Origin of the sequence: Streptomyces sp. NPDC059142, assembly GCF_042755665.1 — a bacterium.
In the GTDB taxonomy this organism is placed as follows: domain Bacteria; phylum Actinomycetota; class Actinomycetes; order Streptomycetales; family Streptomycetaceae; genus Streptomyces.
This window is the reverse complement of the sequence record NZ_JBHZDA010000009.1, coordinates 104,851-124,864: the sequence shown is the minus strand read 5'-3', so window position 1 is coordinate 124,864 and position 20,014 is coordinate 104,851. Positions and strand designations below refer to the sequence as shown.

Below are 20,014 nucleotides of genomic sequence, written 5' to 3'. Positions count from 1 at the left end.
ACCCCAAGGACTTCTCCCAGTACGCGAAGCAGACCGCGGCAACCGGCATCTGGAACGCCTGAACGCATCCAGCCGGGCCGCCGGTCAGGCTGCCCGGCTGGACCCGGCGGGCAACCTCACCAAGTCGGCGCTGCCCAACACCGAGACCGAGGACCGCGCCTACGACCGCGCGGGCCGCCTCACCGCCGTCACCTCCACCAAAGCTGCGGCCACGGTCACCAAGACCGCACTCACCCTCTCCGCGGCGGGCCTGCCCCGCCGCGTCGACGTCACCCGGGCCAACGTCGGCACAGGCGGCTACGACCTCACCTACGACGCGGCGCGGCCGGCCGCCTCACCTCCGGCTGCTACCCGCAGCCCTGGGCCACCGGCTGCGCCGCGAGCCGCACCACGTCCTACACCTACGACAAGGTCGGCAACCGACTGACCTCCACCCTGGGCACCGCCTCGACCAGCTACGCCTACGACGCGGCCGACCAGCTCACCACAGCCACCACCGGCACCACGGTCACCGCCTACGGCTACGACACCGAAGGCAACCAGACCAAGGCCGGCGCCGACAGCTACACCTACGACCTGGCCGGACAGACCTCCGCGGCCACCGTCGCGGGCGTCGGCTACACCTACGACCACGACGCGAGCGGCAACCAGGTCGCCACGTCCCAGGGCAGCGCGGTCACCAGCCGCACCCAGTGGGACCCCAACGCCCCCCTGCCGATCCTGGCCACCGAATACGACAGCGCCTGGGCCATCAAACAGTCCTACCGCTACGACCCGCTCGGACAGCCCACCGCCACCAAGACCGGCGCCGGGGCGCTTTTCTACTATCACCACGACACTCAGGGCTCCCCGGTCGACGTCACAGGCAGCACCGGCACCCTCCACCAGCGCTGGGCCTACGACCCGTACGGCACCCGCGTCCTCAACACCACCACCAGCGGCGCCCCCGCCAGCACCCCCTCTTACACCGGCGCCCGCTACGAGACCACCACCGGCAACCTCGACCTGCACGCCCGCCAGTACAACACCGCCACCGGCCGCTTCACCCGGCCCGACCCGGCGAACCGCGACCAGTCGGCTCCGTACGTCTCGCCCTACACCTACGCCGACAACGTCCCCACCCTCTTCACCGACCCCAGCGGACTGACCCCCGCCGACCCGAACGACCGGGTCGACAGCTCCGGTGAAGCACTCGGCATATTCGGTGACGCATTCGTCGACGTTCTCAAGTCGCCCTTCGTGTTCCTCGGGGACGCACAGATGCCCAGCGGCACCTGGGCTTACTTCTACGTGGACGACGGGATAGGGCTCCGCCAGTCTGTTGGGCTCGCCGTGGAGCAAGGAAAGAAGATCAAGCCCTCGGAGATCGTTGCTCCGGGCAGGACACTCCCGAACTACACGGTGGCTCCGGGCCATGACCTCCGGATGATGAACGGATCGATCACAGTGAGCAAGGACACTCTGCGCAGTCAGATCCTCAAACCCAATATGGGCCCAGTGCATCTGGCGATCTGCCGGAAACACTGCGATCCACGGCGCTGAGGGACAACGAATGAGCTACTACCCTGACCTGACTCCGTACACCTACGACGACATGCAGGAGGAGATGCTCAACGTCGGCTGGCTGGCCCCGCAGCACGGCTTTCGCAGGGGGATCGTGGACGAGCGTGTGGTCGACGCGTTGAGGGTTCTCAGCGCCACCTATGACAACCAGATGCGTGGCGTCCACCACTGTGAGTTCTGTGACAGCGACCGGCCTGTTGTACTCGGCGGGCCCGCCATGGACACCGAGGTGTGGCTCGGATCGGCGGAGATCCGGGTGCGAGGGGCCGATGGGACGCTCTACACGGCGCCGAACCTGGTGATCCACTACATAACGGAACACCGTTACTGCCCACCCGAGGAGTTCTGCCGCGCAGCGGTCAGGACGGTCGGGATCGAAACAGTCGGAGAGCTGTCGCTGGCCGATTGAGTGGCGCGGGCCCATGGCCTCCGGTAGTTGTGGGAGGTCATGGGCCTCTACCGCCTCCATTGGTCAAGCTCTCGGTTGACAGCGTGACGCGGAGCCCAATGTGGTTGCTGCGAAGACATCTGCGCAGTCCAGGGACTTCGTACACCTTGTCGGCCTGGAGTTTGGGGGAGCTCGTGGTGCCAGCCGTTTTCGAGGGCGTGCGTGTCTCGTGTGGAGGCCAGCCACCATGGGCTTCAGCCCCTGGCTGTCATGGGTGTTGGCCGCAGAAACACCGATGACCAAGGGCCCTCTGTTCGCGTCCGACGTGCATCTTGGAAGCCCGGCTTGCCCCGGTCCACGGGCGACGGAGCTGTAAGTTTTACCCCCCCTTTCTTTCGCCCGTACGTGCGCGGAGTCGAGGACCGTGCGGGAGAGGTAGATCAGGCCGCACTCGTCGATCCGCCTCGTGCACCCGGCCCCCAGACATTGGCCTACGGCTGTAACGCCCGCCAGGCGCATCCACTGACCAGCACGTAGCCGATCGCGGCCAACAGCGTTTCATCAGGCGCGAAGGGTGATGTCCGCTTTCGTCTTGAGACGGGGGCGGATGGTGTGGCCGAAGCCCATTGGCGTCCTACGTGGTTGATACCTGCCCTATTGCTCGGTCCAGTTCTATCTCGATGACGACGCGCTCGGGGCCCGGGGCCGGAGTGCCTCCGTATCGCTCCCCGTAGCGGGCCACGGCGTCAGCGATCAGTTCCGGGTCGGTGCGGACGAGGGCGATGCCCTCCATCGTTGCCCAGCGTCCCCAGTGCACCTGACACACCGCGACTCGGGCGGACTGCGCGGTCGAGATGCTGGAGACCTTCGCGCTCGACTTGCGGGTGATGACTCGGGCCAGGCCGGCCTCCAGGTCATACGTCACACCGACCGGAACCACGTGGGGTGTGCCGTCGGGGCGCAGTGTCGTCAGGGTGCACAGGTGGGGCTCTTGCCAGAAGGCGTAGTACTCGGGGCTGGGGTTAGTACTGCAACCGCATCTGGGGATTGTGGCCGTGGCTTCGTTGATCTCGAGGAACAGCATTTGTTGATGGTTTCCGGAGGCAGTTAGGACTTGTCCGGTCGATCAATAGGTGCGTCAATGAGCGCTTTCCAAGCTGGTGACAATGACCGCGAGTTGGACGGGTCTGCGCAACGACGAAACTCCTGGTAGACGGGTTCTCGACCAAGACCACCCGTGTCTGCCAGGAGCTTCGCGTGCTTGTCTACCCGTCGGCGATTGATCTGTCCAGCCGCACCCTGCGGTTCCTGACCGGGCGGCTGAAGGACAGGCGGCGGGAGATCGGGACGCATTGGCGACGCCTTCCTGCCTCGCGACAGGCCCTGCTCACCCTGGCCCATCTTCGAGGCGGCGACACCTACGCCCAGCTGGCCGCCGGGTTCGGCGTCGGGATCGCGACCGTCTACCGCTACATACGTGAAGCCGTCGAGGTCCTGGCCAGCCTTGCCCCGTCCCTGGACGAGACGATGCGGACGATCCGGGAGAGGGCATTCGTCATCCTCGACGGCACCCTGCTGCCGATCGACCGCATCGCCGCCGACACCCCGTACTGCTCCGGGAAGCACAAGCGGCACGGTATAAACGTCCAAGTCCTCACCGATCCGTTGGGACGGCTGCTCTGGGTCTCTCCGGCGCTGCCCGGCTCGACCCACGACCTGACCGCCGCACGACATCAGGGGATCATCGGAGCGCTAACCGAAGCAGGACTCAAATGTTGGGCGGACAAGGCTTACCAAGGCGCTGGCGGGCCCGTTCGGGTCCCGTTTCGAGGCCCGCGCCTCAAGCGGTGGCAGCGTCGCCACAACAGCACCCACGCCAAGATCCGCTGCCTCGGCGAACAGGCCATGGCCACCCTGAAGGGCTGGCGCCTCCTGCGGAAGCTCCGCTGCAGCACCAACCGCATCACCCGCGATCGTCCAAGCCGTCCTCGTCCTTCACCGCGCGTCGGCGTGAGATTGGAAAAGGCTCAGTAGATGCTGCAGACCATAGGGGGTCGCATCCCCGGCATGCTCAGCGAGCGTCCAGCAGTTCTTGCGCGGCAGGTCTGACAGCAGCTCGAGCACGAACGCCCGTGCCCGGCGCCGGGGTTCCACCCGGACGAACCGTCCCGCGATACGGCCCATCAGGACCTCGAACATCTCCTGCCAGCGACCAGGATCTATGCTGTGACCTGCGGCCACCGTCTGATCTTCTGTCTTCACACACCGATGATCGCCGGTGGCCGCACCTGTTCCCGGACTAGCCTCGACCAGCAAGACCGCGATCTACAACTGGAGTACTAGAACCGGCGCCCTCGCCGTCACCCGATCGGTGGCCGTTCTGAAGAAGCTCAGTGAGAACGGCGCATTCTAAGGAATGGTGTACAGGAGAGTTCCGCGATCAGTGGTGACTAGCGCTATTTCAGTTCCGTCCAATTTTAGCGCAATTATCTTAATTTCGGAGTTCATCGTGATCGCGTATATTTCCTTGCACCGGCTGTCCGTGACAGTAACAGTCGCCGGATTATCGGGCATCCTGGACTCCACCCTCGCCTGTCGCGCGCTGCTCGAACTGAAATGAGGCCTGTTGCCTGCAAAACCACATGCAGTATAAAATCGCTCAATTGCACGCTCGTTGACCTCTCCCTCATGGACAGTAAAGGCTGCCTCCTTGCCTTCGTTCTGCCCTAGATCACGCAGAGCTGTTTGAGCTTCTCGATCTGCAATCAAGGTAGGAGGTACCAATTCGCGATAGCGATGTTGAAGTAAAAGATTATAGTAATGTTCGGTTGCTGGCTCGGGGTTTTCGTACATCACTTTCAAGGAATTGTTAGTGATGTTCGCCACGCCTACGACGTCCAACCGTGCAGTTGCAGTTATATTGGCTACAATGAGCGTTACGCCATCAGTGCGCTCTCCCAGAAAGTAAGAACAACAATCGGCGGGGAATCGAATATTAAATGACTCCTTCGCTGTCTCGATGTCCAGCTGTTTCCCCGTCTTGGTGTTCCACTGTCGCACGATGCCGTCACTGCTGACCGTGACAAGGGTGTCTTTCGGTCCGAATGCCATCTCTGTGACTTCGCCTGTGTCTATGGCGATGTGAAAGTTGCTCTCTGTTTTGTCGACCAGGAGGGTGGCTGCGACGAGGGCGGTTGCGATGGCGGCGATCTGGAGGCTGCGTCGCCGGAGCGTGCGGGGATGCGGCGTGGGCGTGCGGGTCTGCGCCAGGGACTGGCTCGCGAGGCGTTCCTGAAGTCGGATATGGCGGAACTGGTACAGGCCGCCGGATTGGCGCAGGAGTTGCCGGTTCCGTGCGTCATCCAGAAAATGGACGAAGCTCCAGGGGAGCTGGCCCTTTATCGCGAGGGTGATTCGGAGCAGGGTGAACCGCGTCCAGGCTCGCGGGAAGAGCATCAGGATTGCAAAGATGCTACCGACCAGAATGGGTATGCCGATTAACGGCCGGAGTTCGCTATATCTCTCGGAAAGTTTCTGCAGCGTCAGAGTGTCGACCGTCGAGGATAGGCCCGATGTCACATGAAATGCCCAAAATGCTACATATTCGGCTGCCATGTCGAGGATCGGCAGCGCAAGCATGATAGTCGCCAGTACGGCGCCGGGCAGGGCGGCTGCCGTCAGGGTTGAATTCCGGTCCTGCCGGATCAGCTCGCTGGGGTTGGTGCGGGTGGAGCGTTCAGGTGAGGTGTTGAGCCAGTTGTGGCTGGCGAAGGCCAGGCCGAGGGCGATGGAGGCGCCTGCGGCGTACACAATGGCTTTATAGAAATCCAGCTGTGTCTTCGGGGGCCAGCCGCCGTCATCGAGATGATCGAGGTAGATGACTACAGATGCGATACCGAGTCCCGTTGCCGCCAGGAGGGATATCAGTGCGAATCCGGTGCGGAAGCCGCCGCGGAGCCGGTGCAGTGATCCGCGTAGGGCAACCGATATGCGGCCCGGCCGCTGGTCCGGTGCCGCGTACCAGGTGAGTATGGTGAGCGCCCCGGCAATCACACCCACCACAACATATTCCAACACCGACCAGTGCGCGTTGACACCCTTGCCGCCCAACGGAGTGAGGAGCATGACGGCCAGGCCGGTCGCGATGCCGATGAGGAGTCCGCTCCAGCGGGAGAAGAGGCGGGGGCTCATGAGCCACCAGGCGAGGTCGCGTTCGCGGTGCTGGTGGAGGTAGGTGGCGAGGAATGTCAGGTATTTCTCGGCCTTCTGAGCGTTCTCCTCCCATGTGCTGTCCGCCTGCTGGGGCAGGGTGCCGGGTGGGGGTGCGTAGGCGGCGCGGATGGTGTGGTCGACGAGGTGGTCCTCGATGGCGTGCCGGCTTTCGAAGCCGAGGAGTTCGCGAGGATCGCGGTCGCAGTTGCGGTAGACGCCACGTGCCAGGGAGAGGGCCAACGGGGTGGAGAGCGCGGTGGCCGCCGGGCTGTCGGGCCGCTGGCGCAGGTCGGTGTAGACGGGTTCCCAGTCCACGCCCTGGGGCCAGTTGACGTCGGTCAGGTAGGCGATGATGTCGGGCACGGACACCGGGGCGACCTCAACGACCGGCGCCATGCGCAACAGAGGGGAGCCGCCCTCGATCACGTCCTGGTACTCCACCGACCGGCAGGTCACCACGACGCCGCGCCCATCGCCACATGCTTCGTTGAGGCCGCGTACGGCGTTGCGGCGGGCTGGTTCGGGCATTTCGTCGAGTCCGTCCAGGACCGGCAGCAGCTTCCGCCGCTCCAGCAGATGACGCGGGATCTGAGGGTGTCCGCCGTAGTAGGAGGTCGCCAGGCTGCCGACGATGAAGTCGTCCAGTGACTCGAGGACCGGGTCCCAGCCGGAGACAGACAGCAAAACCGGCACAGGCGCGCCCGGGGTACGGTCGGCCAGCAGGCCGAGGGTGAGCATGATGGCCAGGACCGTCTTGCCGGCCCCCGGCTCTCCCAGGACCACCAGCCGACCGCTGGGAACCTGCCGGAAGCCCACCGCCAGCTGCGACGCGGCATGGTCGAAGCTCCCCTCCAAACGGCCGTCCAGGGAGAGCCGCCTGACGCGCCCGACACGAGGTCCCACGACCGACTCGGGCGGCACGCTCACCGGCCGCCCCGTACCGGCCCAGGACAACGGGATCACCGCCGGATCCCGCAACTGCCGCGCTTCGACCTCCTCCGACCACTGCTCCCACACCGTGACCGCCAGCTGATCGGCGGCCTCGGCCGCGTCCGGCGGAGGCGGTGGCGCGGGAAGGAACTGAGCGAGGGCCGCCACGAGCGATCCCAGGCCGGCGAACATGCTCACAACGCCTACCAGATCAATCTGGTCTGGTTTGCTGGATGTGAACAGCCAGCAGGCCAACAGGAGCGAGAAAAGGGAAGACGAGACAAACAGGATGAGGCGAAGTCGCCGCCGCCGCACATGCTCAGGAAGACGCATCACCCGTAACACAATGTCGCTACTCCGTCACAGATCTTTGGCTCTTCTGACTTTCTTGACTTATCCTTTACAGTTCTGGGGTGCCAGGCTGAGCACGAGTTGCGCGGAGGACGTGGCCGATGCTCACAACAAGTCCCCCCGTATTCGATGGGGACTTGACATGGTCGGAGGTCCTGGAAACGGCGCGCGCCATGGTCCGCTGTCTAGTAGGGCTTTGTCAGGTGGTGTCGTAGGGCTGCCATGGGGTGGGTTGTCGGCAGGTGGGGCAGGTCCCGGTCCAGGTGGCTGACAGGTGTTGGAGGAGGGCCAGGGCCTGGTGGAGGGTCAGGCCCTGGCAGGGGCTGTTGGGCAGGACCTCTGTTCGGTCAGGAAGAGGTGGGCGGCGGTGACGAGGGTGACGTGGCGGTGCCGGCCGGTGAATGAGCGGCCCTTGAAGTGGTCGAGTCCCAGGGTGGTCTTCAGCTCGCGGTAGTCGTGCTCGATGCGCCAGCGCAGTTTCGCGAGCCGGACCAGGTCACGGGCGGGGATGTCGGCCGGGAGGTTGGAGATCCAGTACGTGACCGGCTCGTTCTCCCCTTCGGGCCATTGGGCGATCAGCCACCGCGGTGCGATGACACCGTCCGGGGCGGGTTTCGGGCGGCGGCCGGTGAGACGGGCACGCAGGAAGACGAAGCGGGCGGACATGGCGGCTTTCGAGCCTTTGCGCCAGGTGACCGTGACTGTCGTGTCGCGTCCTGCGGCCAGGGCGTGTTCACGCAGGCTGACCGGGCGGGTGCGGTAGCGGGGCAGCGGATGCGGTCCGCGCCCGCTGTGGGGCGGCTGGTGCGGCACGGCCGGCTCGGTGTGGGCGGTCATTTCGCCCTTGGCCTGCAGCGCGTAGGCCGGGCCGCGGTTTTCCAGGCCGCGGCGGAAGCCGGCGTTCGCCCCGTAGCTGGCGTCCGCGACCAGCACCGCGGGCCGTAGCCCGGCGGTGGCCAGTTCGTCGAGCATGTCCAGGGCAAGCTGCCACTTCGGCCGGTGATGTTCACCGTCGGGGATCCGGCAACGGGCCCGCCGGCCGGCCGCCTCGGCCCCGTCCCGGCTGCCGGGCAGGAACAGCCGCCAGGACAAGGGGCAGGACGCCGTGTCGGACGCGGCATGGACACTGACCCCGATCTGGCAGTTCCCGACCTTGCCCAGGGTGCCGGAGTACTGCCTGGCCACCCCGGGTGAGGACGTTCCGTCCTTCGGGAACCCGGTGTCGTCCACCACCCACACCTGCGGCCGCACCACCGCCGTCGCACGCCGGGCCAACCTCGTGCGAACAGTGTCCACCGGCCAGGTCGACGAGGTCATGAACTGCTGCAACTGCTGATGATCCACACCCAGGCGCCCGGCCATCGGCTGCATCGACTTCCGACGCCCCTCCAGCAGCAGACCCCGCAGATACAGGCTGCCCTTCACCCGCTGGTCAGCACGCGCCAACGGCGCAAACACCTCCCCGACGAACTCCTCCAACCGGCCCCGACACGAAGCGAGTTCATCCACCCTCATACCAGCCGGAAAACACCAGAAGGCTCACTTGCCCAGAGACATAACAAAGCCCTACTAGGTCTGCCGCAGCGCCAGCAGTGCGGCGACTCGCGGTGCGACGACCGCGTGGTGCTCGACTCAGGCCAGGGCTGTCCCTGCTGCTCGGAGTGGCAGGAAGATCGCCGGGACCAGCATCGTGTGGTTGAGGCCGCCGTCGACGCCTCGATGCCCGGGCTCTCGGAGGCGGAGCGTCGCGCGGCCGCCCGCCCGGCACTTGCCCACGTGCAGGACGGCCCGCGCCAGGTACCGTCCTGCACCTCGTACGTACCTTCCGCGCGGGCCAGCCATAATACCCCCACGGGCACCTGACGGAGGGCCCCCGACGGCTGCTCGGGCCACGTCGCCCCTTACCGGGAGCCCCCGCACCGCCATCGCGGCCGTCGGAATCCTGCTGCCGGCGACACAGCTGCCGTGCCGTGCCGTGCCGTGCCGCGGCGCACAGCGCGGCGGGCCGTCCGTACCCGCGGGTTGACCCTCCCCTTGCGTCAGGTCCCAGGCTGGGCAATGACGAAAGGGCAGATGGATGAGTTACTCCGTGGGACAGGTCTCGGCATTCGCCGGGGTGACGGTGCGCACGCTGCACCACTACGACAAGGCCGGACTGCTCTCACCCAGCGGCCGCAGTCACGCCGGCTACCGCCTCTACAGCGACGCCGATCTCGCACGTCTCCAGCAGATCCTCTTCTACCGCGAGCTGGGCTTCTCCCTCGACGGGATCGCTGTGATCCTCAAAGACCCGCAGGCGAACGCCCTGGAGCAACTCCTCGTCCGACAGGCTCAGTTGGACGAAGAGATTGCCCGTCTCCGGCGGCTGTCCGAGGTCGCGGAACGAGCCATCGAGGTTCAGCGGACCGGGGTGTCCCTCACCCCGCGGGAACGCTTCGAGGTCTTCGGCGAGATCGCCTTCGACCTGAGCTACGCCACGCAGGCAGAGCAGAAGTGGGCACACTCGGACGGTCGGCGTGAGTCGATGGCGCGCGCCGCCGCCCACAGCAAGGAGGACTGGCGGCAGCTCATGGGCGAGGCCACCGCCTGGCGCGCGGAGCTGCTCGCGGCCTTCGACGAGGGAGAGCCGAGCGACGGCGAGCGGGCCGTGGACCTCGCCGAGGAGCACCGCCTGCACGTCTCACGGTGGTTCACCTCCTGCCCGACCGACATGCACCGGCGTATCGCGGACGACTTCGCCGCCGACCCGCGCGCCTTCGCCCTGGTCGTACCGCCGTCGCAGCAACGCCCGGGCCTGGCAACCTATTTGTGCAAGGCGGTCCATGCCAACGCGGCCCGCCGTGCCGGTCCGGGGGAGGACTGATGGAGATCCTGATCGCCGCGGCCGGATCGCGCGGCGACATCGCGCCCTACACGGGCCTCGGCGCCGCGCTGCGCGGAGCCGGGCACGACATCGCCGTCGCCACCACGGACACCTTCGCCCCCCTCGTACGCGACGCCGGACTGGAGTTCCGGCGCCTGCCCGCCGACCCGGGTGCACGCGGCGGCGGCACGGGGGGACGCCAACTGATGCGCGCGGCGAGCGCGTTCATCGCCGAGCTGGGCCAGGGATTCGCCGATGCCATGGACGGCGGCATGGACCTGCTCCTGCTCTCGACCACAACAGCCCCGCTCGGCTGGCATCTCGCCGAAGCCACCGGCACACCGTGCCTCGGCGTGTATCTCCAACCCACCGTACCGACGGGCGACTTCCCACCCGCCGTCACCGGCGCCCGCTCATTGGGCCGGACCGTCAACCGGACCGCCGGACACCTCGCCCTCCGCATGACCGACCGCCTCTACGCCCGGGGCGTTACGGATCTGCGCCACCGCCTCCAGTTGCCCCCGGCCACCGCCACGGCGACGCGCAGCCGGCGGGAGCGGGCGAACTGGCCCGTCCTGCACGGCTTCAGCACGGCGCTGGTGCCGCGCCCCGCGGACTGGCGCACCGGCCTGTCGGTCGTGGGGAACTGGTGGCCCCACCTCGGCCCGGACGAACGGCTGCCTGCGGACCTGGAGGACTTCCTCCACGCTGGCCCCCGGCCCGTCCTCATCGGCTTCGGCAGTATGGCGGCCGGGGAGGGGGAACGGCTCAGCGAGATCGCCGTACGGGCCCTGCGTCGCGCCGGACTGCGCGGCATCCTCCACTCCGGCAGCGCGGGACTCACCGCCGACGGCAACGACCTCTTTACCGTCAAAGACGTGCCGCACGCCCTTCTCTTCCCTCGTCTCGCCGCGGTCGTCCACCACGCGGGCGCCGGGACCTCGGCCGCCGCGCTGCGCGCCGCGGTGCCCGCCGTCCCTGTACCCGTCACGGCCGATCAGCCGTTCTGGGCGGGACGGCTGGCAGGCATCGGCGCAGGCACCGACCCGATCCCCTTCCGGTCCCTCACCGTCGATCGACTCGCCGCATCCCTGTCGCGGGTGACACGTGAGCAGAAGTACGCGCGAGCCGCCGCGCGAGCGGCGCGGCACATGGCGGCCGAGGACGGCGCGGGGCAGGTACTCAAAGCCGTGGAAGGGTTGGCCGGTGAGTGAAGGCCGTGCATTTGGCGTGCACATGGGGCGGGGGCCGGGACCGAGAGTTGGACAGCAACCGACAGTGTCGTCCTGGCACCTCCCTCCGGGCGCCTCGTCAGGGGCCGGGGACTACGCGACGGCCGCTGACGGACGGCCCGGTGCCCACGTACGGGGTGTACCTGCTCGGCAAGCCGCCGCCCGAGGGTCCCGTGGGAGGCGCGGTGGCTGCGTGGCCGGACTTCCGGCTTCCCAGTAGCCGCGCGGACGCTCGGGAGGTGCTAGGCGAGGCGTGGCGGCCGGCCGCCGGCGAGCGGGTCGAGGTCGCCTGCGGGGGCGGGCGCGGGCGCACGGGGACAGCGCTGGCCGGCATGCCGTCCTCGACGGCGTACCAGTGGACGAGGCGGTCGCGTTCGGACGGCGCCACTGTGCCGTTCCCGGTGGCAGCCGGTCGGTGGCCCACCGGCGTATGGGTAAAGTGATCATGTGTCGCACCTGCGGCTGCGTCCCACGCAGGCGGGGGAAACCCACTCCAGCAAGGGCTTTGCGCATTGGCCTCGTTGACGGGTGGTCAACTCGGAGGCTCTCGTGAATGCGGCAGGGGAGAGGGCGGCAGTCATACGGCGCCGGCGAAGCCGCGCTCCGTCCGTACGATGCGGCCATCCGGGGCGCCGCCGCCATGGACATCATGGCCCGCGTCAGCCAGGCGATCCATGCCATCTCGGCCTGTGCTGACAACCAGCGGGGTTCTCGTCGCGCCCCTGGCGCTGGCGGCTGCCGAATCCTCCGGACCGACTTCAGCGTCAGCACGAAGCCGAGGACTTTGTACCGCGGGCCAGGGAGCAGGATTCCGATATGCACACCGGTCCGCGGGACTGAGCACCAAGGGCCTGCACTGTCGGCGGATCGCTGACGGCGGTATGACGCCGGTACCGCGCTCCCCGTGCCGCACGTCTGACAGCTCGGTGAGCACCGGGACGCTCTGCGCCGCGTGGTCGTACCGCACGGCGCTCCGCCGCTGGAGCTGGTGGACAGGCGGGCCGCGGCCACCGTCCACGCCCGCGGGCACGGCTCGGTGGACGTCGACCGGCTCAGGTCGAGCGCAGGCAGAAAGGATGTCCGGCCGGGCTGGCGTAGACGCGGCTACCGGTGCGGGTTTCCGGGGTGATCTCGTCGGTGGGCCGTAGTCGGGTGGCGCCGGCGTCGGTGGCTGTGCGGTCGGCGGTTGCGAGGTTGTCGACGCCGAAGTCGAGGTGCATCTGCTGGGAGGTGCCGTCCGGCCAGTTCGGGGCGGTGTGTCCGGGGGCGGACTGGACCACGATCGCCGGGAGGCCGGGAGCCTGAACGAAGTGGTGGGTCGGCGTGGCGGTGAGGGAGCCGCCGAGTAGCCGGTGCCAGAAGGAGCTCTCCTTCTTGATGTCGGCGGCGTCGATGATCACGGAGGCCAGGGCGATGGGCATGGGGTGTCCTGTTCGTGCTGTCGGTGGCTGGCTCAGACGGTCGGGATGATGCCGCCGTCGACGCGGAACTGTGCCCCGGTGAGCCATTTCGCGCGGCCGGAGGCGAGGAAGGCGATCATCTCGGCGACGTCCTCGGGATCTCCGGGGCGACCCATGGGAACGTTCAGATGGTCCACGATCTGCTGGGTGACCTCTTCGGTGGTGATGCCCTGCTTGTCGGCCATGTGTTTCAGATGGGCGGTAGCGCCGTCGGTGACGACGAAGCCGGGAAGAACGCAGACCACGCGCACGCCGTGCTCGCCGACCTCGGTTGCCAGTTCACGGCTGTAGGTGTTGAGCGCGGCCTTGGCAGCGGCGTAGGACGCCTCGGTGCGCTGAGGCAGTTGACTGGCTATCGAGGAGACGTGCACAACGACGCCGGAGCCCCGCTCAACCATTCCCGGCACCAAGGCCCGGTCCAGGCGCACGGCGCTGAGGAGGTTCATCTCCAGGTCCGCCTGCCAGGATTCGTCTGACCGGCTCAGGGTCGGCGCCGGGGCGCTCGCCGCGCCCGCGTTGTTCACGAGCACGTCCACACCGCCCACCTGGTCGACGACCCGGCGGCCGAGTTCGGCCACACCCTGCCGCGTGGAGAGGTCCGCCGTGAAGAAGGTTGCACCACTGTCCTCCTCGGTCCGGCTGCGGGAGGCCGTCAGCACGGTCGCGCCCGCAGCGACGAAGCGGCGCACGGTCGCCGCGCCCAGGCCCCGGCTGCCGCCGGTGACCAGTACTCGAAGGCCGTCGAGGCTGTTGTCTGTGATGGCCATGGGGTTTCTCCTCCGTAAGATGAACCTGACTCCGGAAACGATACATGTAAACGGAACCGGACTCACCTTATGGAGGTTTTCTTGTCGGCATCACGCCCGCTGCGCGCCGACGCGCGACGCAACCGCGAGGCACTGCTGTCTGCGGCCCGCCAGGCGTTCCTCGGCGGCGGCACCGACGCGCACGTCGAGGACATCGCCCGCAGCGCCGGCGTCGCCGTCGGAACGCTCTACCGCCACTTCGAAACCCGCGACGCGCTGATCGAGGAGGTCTACCGCAAAGAGGTCGACGACCTGTGCACCGCGCCCGGCGTCCTGCTGGACCAACACGCTCCGGAGGAGGCGCTGCGGCGCTTCCTGCTGCTGCTCGTGGACCACGCGGCGGTGGGCAAGGGGATGTCCGGTGTGCTGGAAAGCATCATGGCGACGGATTCACCGGTCTTCGACGACGCACGAACCCGTATGGCCAACGCCCTCTCCCTGCTGCTCGAAGCCGGCAGCACGGCCGGCACCGTCCGAAACGACGTCACAGGCTCCACCCTGTTGCGCGCCCTGGGCGGCATCTGCGGAATGCGTGCCAGAGAGGGCTGGTTGATCGAGGCCCGGCAGGTCACTGCCCTGCTCTTCGACGGCCTGCGACACGGCACCCCGCAGTCACCTTGAGTCGCGGCCGTGCGCCGCCAGCCGGGTCCTGCCCGTCACTCGTGACCGCTCACGCCGTCGCACTCGTTGCGGCGTCTGCCGCCACACCGAGGCTGCCGGCTTCGGTCCGGACTCCGGCCAGGCTTATCTCTGCCTCGGAGTCCGATGGCCCGGACGGAGCGGCCCCGCGTTATCGAAGCCCGCCCGCGAGGGCGGACGTTGGCACCGGTTACCCTGCGCTGCGGTGTTGCCCGAGCCGACGGGCAACAGCTCCTCGTCAAGGTGGCGGTGGACGGTCCGGACACGGAACCCGTCGAGGTGGCCCATCAGCGTGACAGCCAGGGAGGCGACGCGCGCTGCAGATAGCGGCGCGCGGTCGCGTGGATGATGACCATGCGGTTTTCCCGGTACTTCCGGTCGTCCGGGATGGAGTTCAGGGAAAGAGCCTCCTCTGCGGTCCCGGCGAAGTACGGTGCGGCGTGGCTGGAGTGGGTGGCTGCCGTGGCGAGGTGGGCGAGCAGCGCGGTGCCGGCACGGGTCGTGCTGTCGGTGCTGTGGGCGAAGCCGACGGTCAGTTGGACGACGTCGTGGGAGAGGGCCTGGGCGTCGAGGGCCTGTTGGAGCAACCCGGGATAGGACGGCTCGTCCGGCACCTCACCGGTCACGTCCAGCAGTTCCCAGGTGTTGGATGCGAGCGGAGGTCACCCAGTAGGGGATGTCAACCGGCCACCTTCTGATCAGGTCCTCTCCGTGCGAGCGGAGGTCACCCGTCGGGGTACAGGGCGCCTCCAGGGGATCGGTGGTCCTCTCCGTGCGAGCGGAGGTCACCCGTACGGCAACGCGATTGCAGCGAACACGTGGAACACCGAGATCTGGAAGCCTGCGCTGGCCAGGGCCGGCGTCATCCCCCCGCGTGTCAAGGGTGCAAAGCCTTGGCAGTGGCAAGCGGCACCGAAGGATGGGTTCCATGTGCTGAGGCACACGTACGCCTCTCTTGTTCTGGAGGCAGGGGAGTCGGTTGTAACCCTCGCCAAGTGGCTGGGGCACTCGTCACCGACCATCACTCTCGATCACTACGCCCACTTCATGCCAGAGGCGGGGAAGAAGGGGCGCAGGGCGATCGATAGCCTGCCGGAGGTGCGGGGGGAGGAAGGGGCTGCTCCAAACTCCCCAGATTCTCCCCAGCACCGGTCCTGAGCACCGATCGGCCTGGGCCGGCGGGCGGAAACAGCGAGGTGAGAGGCCATATGTTCACGACCCGACCGACGCTCCAAGGCACCTTCGGCATGGTCTCCTCCACCCACTGGCTCGCCTCGCAGTCCGCGATGGCCGTCCTGGAGCGCGACGGCAACGCGTACGACGCCGCCGTCGCCGCCGGGTTCGTCCTCCACGTCGTGGAGCCACACCTCAACGGCCCCGCCGGAGAAGTGCCGATCATCCTCGCCCCGGCCGGCGGCGAGGTCCGGGTGGTCTGCGGGCAGGGGCCCGCGCCCCGGGGAGCCACCATCGAGCACTACCGCTCCCTCGGGCTCGACCTCGTGCCCGGGACCGGGCCGCTCGCCGCCGCCGTGCCCGGCGCCTTCGACGCCTGGATGGTGCTGCTGCGCGACCACGGCACCCTGCCGCTGGCCGAGGTGCTGCGGTACGCCATCGGGTACGCCGAGGACGGCCACGCGCCCGTCGAACGCGTCGGCGGGACCGTCGAGACCGTCCGGGAACTCTTCGAGACCGAATGGGCCTCCTCCGCCGCGGTCTACCTGCCCGGCGGCAGGGCGCCCGCGCCCGGGGAGCTGTTCCGCAACCCCGCGCTCGCCGCCACCTGGCGCCGGCTGATCGCGGAGGCCGAAGCCGCCGGGGCCGGTGACCGTACCGCCGAGATCGAGGCCGCCCGGGAGATCTGGCGCACCGGCTTCATAGCCGAGGCGCTGCTCGCGCAATCCGCCCGCCCCACCCTGGACACCAGCGGCTCCCGCCACACCGGCACCCTGGCCGCCGCCGATCTGGCCGGCTGGTCCGCCTCGTACGAAGCGCCCGTCACCTACGACTGGGACGGCTGGACCCTCTGCAAGGCGGGCGGCTGGAGCCAGGGGCCCGCCTTCCTCCAGCAGCTCGCCCTGCTGCCCGCCCGCGCCGCCGACCTGCCCCGTTACGGATCGGCCGACTACGTCCACCTCCTCGTCGAGGGGTGCAAGCTCGCCATGGCCGACCGCGAGGCGTGGTACGGCGACGCCGCCCCCGTACCGCTCGACACCCTGCTGTCCGAGCCGTACAACACCGCCCGCCGCGCACTGATCGGCGAGCGGGCCTCGTACGCGCTGCGCCCCGGCAGCCCGGACGGGCGCGAGCCCCTGCTCAGCGGCCACGCGCGCGCCGTCGCCGCGGGCGAGCCGGGCTTCGGCACGCCGGGCGCCCCGGCCGCGGGCGCCGGTGAGCCCACCGTCGCCGGGGACGGCGCCACCCGGGGCGACACCTGCCACCTCGACATCGTCGACCGCTGGGGCAACATGGTCGCCGCCACCCCCAGCGGCGGCTGGCTCCAGTCCAACCCGGTCGTCCCCGAACTCGGCTTCCCGCTGGGGACCCGCCTCCAGATGGCCTGGCTCGACCCCGGGCTGCCGAACTCCCTCACCCCGGGACGCCGCCCCCGTACCACCCTCACCCCGTCCCTCGCCCTGCGCGACGGCGCCCCCGTGGTGGCCTTCGGGACGCCGGGCGGCGACCAGCAGGACCAGTGGCAGCTCCACTTCTTCCTCGCGCTCGTCCTGCGTGGTCCGGTCCGCGGCGGACTCGACCTCCAGGGCGCCGTCGACGCCCCCAACTGGCACAACGACAGCTTCCCCGGCTCCTTCCACCCGCGCGGGATGCGTCCGGGCAGCATCACCGTGGAGGAGCGCATGGACCCCGCCGTCGTCGCGGAACTGCGCCGCCGCGGCCATGACGTCACCGTCGGGGACCCCTGGTCGGAGGGGCGGCTCTGCGCCGTCGCCAGGGACCCGGGGACCGGCGTCCTCTCCGCCGCCGCCAACCCGCGCGGCATGCAGGGATACGCCGTGGGACGCTGACCGGCCTCGCGCCCCGTGACCCGCCCCCGTGACCTCCGCCCCCGCGCACCGTGCCCCGGGCGCCCGCGGCCGCCCCGGACGCCGGATGTCGGAGGCCCATGATTGGCTGGACACATGGTCGACGACTCGGTGTACGGAACGGTTCCCCTGCGCGGGACGGCTCACGCCGTCCAGGTCTCCGCCGTGGAGGAGGCGGTACGCAAGGCGGCGGCGGCCGAGATCATGCCGCGCCACCGGCGGCTCGCCGCCCATGAGATCACCGAGAAGAGCGCCCCGCACGACCTGGTGACCGTCGCGGACCGCCGCGCGGAGGAGCACCTGACCGCCGCGCTCACCGCGCTGCTCCCGGGCTCCGCCGTGGTCGGCGAGGAGGCCGTCCACGCGGATCCGGCACGGTACGAGGCGCTGCGCGGCGAAGCGCCCGTGTGGATCGTGGACCCGGTCGACGGCACCCGCCAGTTCATCCGCGGCGAGGACGGCTTCTGCACGCTGGTCGCCCTCGCCCAGGGCGGCGAACTGATCGCGTCGTGGACGTACGCGCCGGCGCTGGACGAGATGGCGATCGCCGTACGCGGCCGGGGCGCCGTCCTCGACGGTGTGCCCCTGCGCCCGGGGCCGCCCGAGCCGGGCGCGCCGCTGCGCGTCGCGACGTCCCACCCGGACTACACCACGCCGGAGCAGAAGCGCGCCCTGCTGGGGCTGGACGTGGAGGGGATCGAGCCCCGCCCGTGCGGCGCGGCGGGGCTGGAGTATCTGGCCGTGGCACGCGGCGCGCTCGACGCGGTCGCCTTCAGCTGGGAGCTGGCGTGGGACCACGCGGCGGGGCTGCTGCTGGTGACGGAGGCGGGCGGCGCGCACACGACGCCGACCGGCGAGCCGTACCGCATCACGGGCGGCAACGCGCTCCCCTTCACCGCGGCCCGGGACCACGGGACGGCGGAGCGGATACGGGAGCGGCTGCGCGCCGGGGGCTGAGCGCCGAGGGCTGAGCGCCGGGAGCCGAGCGCCGGGAGCCGAGCGTCGTGCGGGGACCGTACCCGCCGTCGGGCTGTCGGTGCCCGGGAATATCCTGGGCTTCCTTGTCACCGGCTGATGAAGGAGTCCGAGGTGACGTCGATGCTCGATGCCGTCGTCGTGGGGGCGGGACCCAACGGCCTGACCGCCGCCGTCGAGCTGGCCAGGCGGGGGTTCTCCGTGGCCGTGTTCGAGGCCAAGGAGACGGTGGGCGGCGGGGCCAGGACGGAAGAGCTGACCCTCCCCGGATTCCGCCACGACCCCTGTTCCGCCGTACACCCCCTGGGGATCGGTTCGCCCGTCTTCAAGACCATGCCGCTCGACCGGTACGGGCTCCACTGGCTCCACCCCGAACTGCCCATGGCGCACCCCTTCGACGACGGGACGGCCGCCGTGCTCTCCCGCTCCGTCTCCGAGACGGCCGCCTCGTTCGGCCCGCGCGACGCCGGGGCGTACCGCCGGCTCGTCGCGCCCTACCTCGGCAAGTGGGACTCCCTGGCGCGGGACTTCATGTCCCTGCCGCTGACCGCGCTGCCCCGCGACCCCGTCACGCTCGCCCGCTTCGGTCTCGCCGGACTGCCCCCGTCGACCTGGCTGGCGCGCCGCTTCCACGACGAGCGCGCCAAGGCCCTCTTCGCCGGGCTCGTCGCCCATGTGATCGCCCCGCTCGACGGCCTCGCCACCGGCGCCGTCGGCCTGATCTTCGCCCTCGCCGCGCACGCCGGCGGCTGGCCCGTGGCGCGCGGCGGCTCCCAGTCGATCTCCGACGCGCTCGCCGCGTACCTCCGCGACCTGGGGGGCACGGTCCACACCGGGTACGAGGTCAAGCGGCTGGACGACCTGCCGCCCGCCCGTGCGTACGTCTTCGACACCTCCCCGACCGCGCTCGCCAGGATCGCCGGGCTCGGCAGGGTCTACGACACCTACCGGTACGGCGCCAGCACCTTCAAGATCGACTACGCCCTGGACGGGCCCGTCCCGTGGACCGCCGAGGAGCCGCGCCGCGCCGGCACCGTCCAGATCGGCCCCACCAGCAAGGAGATCGGGCTCGCCCTGCGCCAGGCGTCCGGCGGACAGGCGCCCGGCACACCGTTCCTGATCACCGCACAGCCCAGCCTGGTCGACCCCTCGCGCGCCCCCGAGGGCAAACAGGTCTTCTGGGCGTACGGCCATGTCCCCAACGGCTGGGACGGCGACCTCACGGACGCGGTCGAGCGGCAGATCGAACGCTTCGCGCCCGGTTTCCGCGACCGCGTCCTGGCCCGCGCCACCGCGGGACCGCCCGAGCTGGCCGCCCGTAACGCCAACTACGTGGGCGGGGACATCGCGTGCGGCGCCGCCTCGGGGCTCCAGCTCATGCTGCGCCCCAAGATCTCCCTCTTCCCGTACGCGACTCCTCACCCCGCCGTCTTCCTCTGCTCCTCCGCGACGCCGCCGGGGCCCGGGGTGCACGGCATGTCCGGACACAACGCGGCGAAGGCGGTCTGGCGGCGGCTGCGGGCGCAGGGCCGTAGCTGACCCCGCGCCCGGGGC

General features: G+C 69.2%; 15 protein-coding genes and 4 pseudogenes. 12 read left to right on the top strand and 7 right to left on the bottom strand.

The window, feature by feature from the left end:
- Nucleotides 1-49: 49 nt before the first annotated feature.
- Genes ACFXPK_RS05855 through ACFXPK_RS05845 form a run of 3 tightly spaced genes read left to right on the top strand, consistent with a single transcriptional unit; the run spans nucleotide 50 to nucleotide 1,972 of the window.
- The gene (locus tag ACFXPK_RS05855; protein ID WP_385072073.1) at nucleotides 50-427 is read left to right on the top strand and encodes a hypothetical protein; all 378 of its coding nucleotides are present in this window, start codon (nucleotides 50-52) and stop codon (nucleotides 425-427) included.
- A complete protein-coding gene (locus ACFXPK_RS05850) occupies nucleotides 424-1,542 on the top strand; it encodes an RHS repeat-associated core domain-containing protein (protein ID WP_385072071.1) in 1,119 nt (372 codons plus the stop codon). The genes ACFXPK_RS05855 and ACFXPK_RS05850 overlap by 4 nt, the downstream gene beginning before the upstream one ends.
- Nucleotides 1,543-1,552: 10 nt before the next feature.
- Nucleotides 1,553-1,972, top strand: coding sequence for a hypothetical protein (locus tag ACFXPK_RS05845; protein WP_385072057.1), 420 nt, complete (start codon nucleotides 1,553-1,555; stop codon nucleotides 1,970-1,972).
- 613 nt (nucleotides 1,973-2,585) lie between these two features.
- Here the strand turns inward: ACFXPK_RS05845 and ACFXPK_RS05840 are convergent.
- On the bottom strand, nucleotides 2,586-3,035 hold the full coding sequence (locus ACFXPK_RS05840) for a pyridoxamine 5'-phosphate oxidase family protein (protein ID WP_385072054.1): 450 nt from the start codon (nucleotides 3,033-3,035) through the stop codon (nucleotides 2,586-2,588).
- Between the two features lie 173 nt (nucleotides 3,036-3,208).
- Here ACFXPK_RS05840 and ACFXPK_RS05835 point away from each other — a divergent pair.
- Nucleotides 3,209-3,965: pseudogene (locus ACFXPK_RS05835) on the top strand (transposase family protein).
- Here the strand turns inward: ACFXPK_RS05835 and ACFXPK_RS05830 are convergent.
- From ACFXPK_RS05830 to ACFXPK_RS05820, 3 genes and pseudogenes are all read right to left on the bottom strand, one after another.
- A pseudogene (locus ACFXPK_RS05830) lies at nucleotides 3,956-4,174 on the bottom strand (IS701 family transposase); the annotation flags it as partial. The pseudogenes ACFXPK_RS05835 and ACFXPK_RS05830 overlap by 10 nt on opposite strands.
- A gap of 186 nt (nucleotides 4,175-4,360) precedes the next feature.
- The gene (locus ACFXPK_RS05825; protein WP_385072052.1) at nucleotides 4,361-7,426 is read right to left on the bottom strand and encodes a hypothetical protein; all 3,066 of its coding nucleotides are present in this window, start codon (nucleotides 7,424-7,426) and stop codon (nucleotides 4,361-4,363) included.
- Between the two features lie 324 nt (nucleotides 7,427-7,750).
- Nucleotides 7,751-8,959, bottom strand: coding sequence for an IS701 family transposase (locus tag ACFXPK_RS05820; protein ID WP_385072049.1), 1,209 nt, complete (start codon nucleotides 8,957-8,959; stop codon nucleotides 7,751-7,753).
- Nucleotides 8,960-9,521: 562 nt separating this feature from the next.
- Here ACFXPK_RS05820 and ACFXPK_RS05815 point away from each other — a divergent pair.
- The 3 genes and pseudogenes from ACFXPK_RS05815 to ACFXPK_RS05805 form a co-directional block, all read left to right on the top strand.
- Nucleotides 9,522-10,307, top strand: coding sequence for a MerR family transcriptional regulator (locus ACFXPK_RS05815; protein WP_384993513.1), 786 nt, complete (start codon nucleotides 9,522-9,524; stop codon nucleotides 10,305-10,307).
- Nucleotides 10,307-11,521, top strand: coding sequence for a glycosyltransferase (locus ACFXPK_RS05810; RefSeq protein ID WP_385072046.1), 1,215 nt, complete (start codon nucleotides 10,307-10,309; stop codon nucleotides 11,519-11,521). Before ACFXPK_RS05815 ends, ACFXPK_RS05810 begins: the two co-directional genes overlap by 1 nt.
- Nucleotides 11,522-11,530: 9 nt before the next feature.
- Nucleotides 11,531-11,927, top strand: a pseudogene (locus tag ACFXPK_RS05805) (protein phosphatase); the annotation flags it as partial.
- Nucleotides 11,928-12,591: 664 nt separating this feature from the next.
- Here the strand turns inward: ACFXPK_RS05805 and ACFXPK_RS05800 are convergent.
- Both ACFXPK_RS05800 and ACFXPK_RS05795 read right to left on the bottom strand, forming a co-directional pair.
- Nucleotides 12,592-12,960, bottom strand: a complete 369-nt coding sequence (locus ACFXPK_RS05800) for a VOC family protein (RefSeq protein WP_385072043.1) — start codon at nucleotides 12,958-12,960, stop codon at nucleotides 12,592-12,594.
- A 32-nt stretch (nucleotides 12,961-12,992) separates the two neighbouring features.
- Nucleotides 12,993-13,766, bottom strand: a complete 774-nt coding sequence (locus ACFXPK_RS05795) for an oxidoreductase (protein ID WP_384993521.1) — start codon at nucleotides 13,764-13,766, stop codon at nucleotides 12,993-12,995.
- Between the two features lie 81 nt (nucleotides 13,767-13,847).
- Here ACFXPK_RS05795 and ACFXPK_RS05790 point away from each other — a divergent pair, with 81 nt between their 5' ends.
- Nucleotides 13,848-14,426, top strand: coding sequence for a TetR/AcrR family transcriptional regulator (locus tag ACFXPK_RS05790; protein WP_385072039.1), 579 nt, complete (start codon nucleotides 13,848-13,850; stop codon nucleotides 14,424-14,426).
- A 305-nt stretch (nucleotides 14,427-14,731) separates the two neighbouring features.
- Here ACFXPK_RS05790 and ACFXPK_RS05785 read toward each other — a convergent pair whose 3' ends face one another.
- A complete protein-coding gene (locus ACFXPK_RS05785; protein WP_385072036.1) occupies nucleotides 14,732-15,070 on the bottom strand; it encodes a hypothetical protein in 339 nt (112 codons plus the stop codon).
- Between the two features lie 166 nt (nucleotides 15,071-15,236).
- Between ACFXPK_RS05785 and ACFXPK_RS05780 the strand changes: the two are divergent.
- The 4 genes and pseudogenes from ACFXPK_RS05780 to ACFXPK_RS05765 all read left to right on the top strand — a co-directional run.
- A pseudogene (locus tag ACFXPK_RS05780) lies at nucleotides 15,237-15,602 on the top strand (tyrosine-type recombinase/integrase); the annotation flags it as partial.
- A 50-nt stretch (nucleotides 15,603-15,652) separates the two neighbouring features.
- Entirely contained in the window at nucleotides 15,653-17,467 is a 1,815-nt protein-coding gene (locus ACFXPK_RS05775; RefSeq protein WP_385072034.1) for a gamma-glutamyltransferase family protein, read from the top strand.
- Between the two features lie 114 nt (nucleotides 17,468-17,581).
- On the top strand, nucleotides 17,582-18,442 hold the full coding sequence (locus ACFXPK_RS05770; RefSeq protein ID WP_384991101.1) for an inositol monophosphatase family protein: 861 nt from the start codon (nucleotides 17,582-17,584) through the stop codon (nucleotides 18,440-18,442).
- A 132-nt stretch (nucleotides 18,443-18,574) separates the two neighbouring features.
- Nucleotides 18,575-19,999, top strand: coding sequence for a phytoene desaturase family protein (locus tag ACFXPK_RS05765; RefSeq protein WP_384991098.1), 1,425 nt, complete (start codon nucleotides 18,575-18,577; stop codon nucleotides 19,997-19,999).
- The last annotated feature ends 15 nt before the right edge of the window (nucleotides 20,000-20,014 follow it).

Bases quoted from the DNA above. Each gene is read 5' to 3' on its own strand.
- ACFXPK_RS05775 (WP_385072034.1), top strand. From the start codon at position 15,653: ATGTTCACGACCCGACCGACGCTCCAAGGCACCTTCGGCATGGTCTCC.
- ACFXPK_RS05795 (WP_384993521.1), bottom strand. From the start codon at position 13,766: ATGGCCATCACAGACAACAGCCTCGACGGCCTTCGAGTACTGGTCACC.
- ACFXPK_RS05810 (WP_385072046.1), top strand. From the start codon at position 10,307: ATGGAGATCCTGATCGCCGCGGCCGGATCGCGCGGCGACATCGCGCCC.
- ACFXPK_RS05820 (WP_385072049.1), bottom strand. From the start codon at position 8,959: ATGAGGGTGGATGAACTCGCTTCGTGTCGGGGCCGGTTGGAGGAGTTC.
- ACFXPK_RS05770 (WP_384991101.1), top strand. From the start codon at position 17,582: ATGGTCGACGACTCGGTGTACGGAACGGTTCCCCTGCGCGGGACGGCT.
- ACFXPK_RS05840 (WP_385072054.1), bottom strand. From the start codon at position 3,035: ATGCTGTTCCTCGAGATCAACGAAGCCACGGCCACAATCCCCAGATGC.
- ACFXPK_RS05815 (WP_384993513.1), top strand. From the start codon at position 9,522: ATGAGTTACTCCGTGGGACAGGTCTCGGCATTCGCCGGGGTGACGGTG.
- ACFXPK_RS05845 (WP_385072057.1), top strand. From the start codon at position 1,553: ATGAGCTACTACCCTGACCTGACTCCGTACACCTACGACGACATGCAG.
- ACFXPK_RS05825 (WP_385072052.1), bottom strand. From the start codon at position 7,426: ATGCGTCTTCCTGAGCATGTGCGGCGGCGGCGACTTCGCCTCATCCTG.
- ACFXPK_RS05800 (WP_385072043.1), bottom strand. From the start codon at position 12,960: ATGCCCATCGCCCTGGCCTCCGTGATCATCGACGCCGCCGACATCAAG.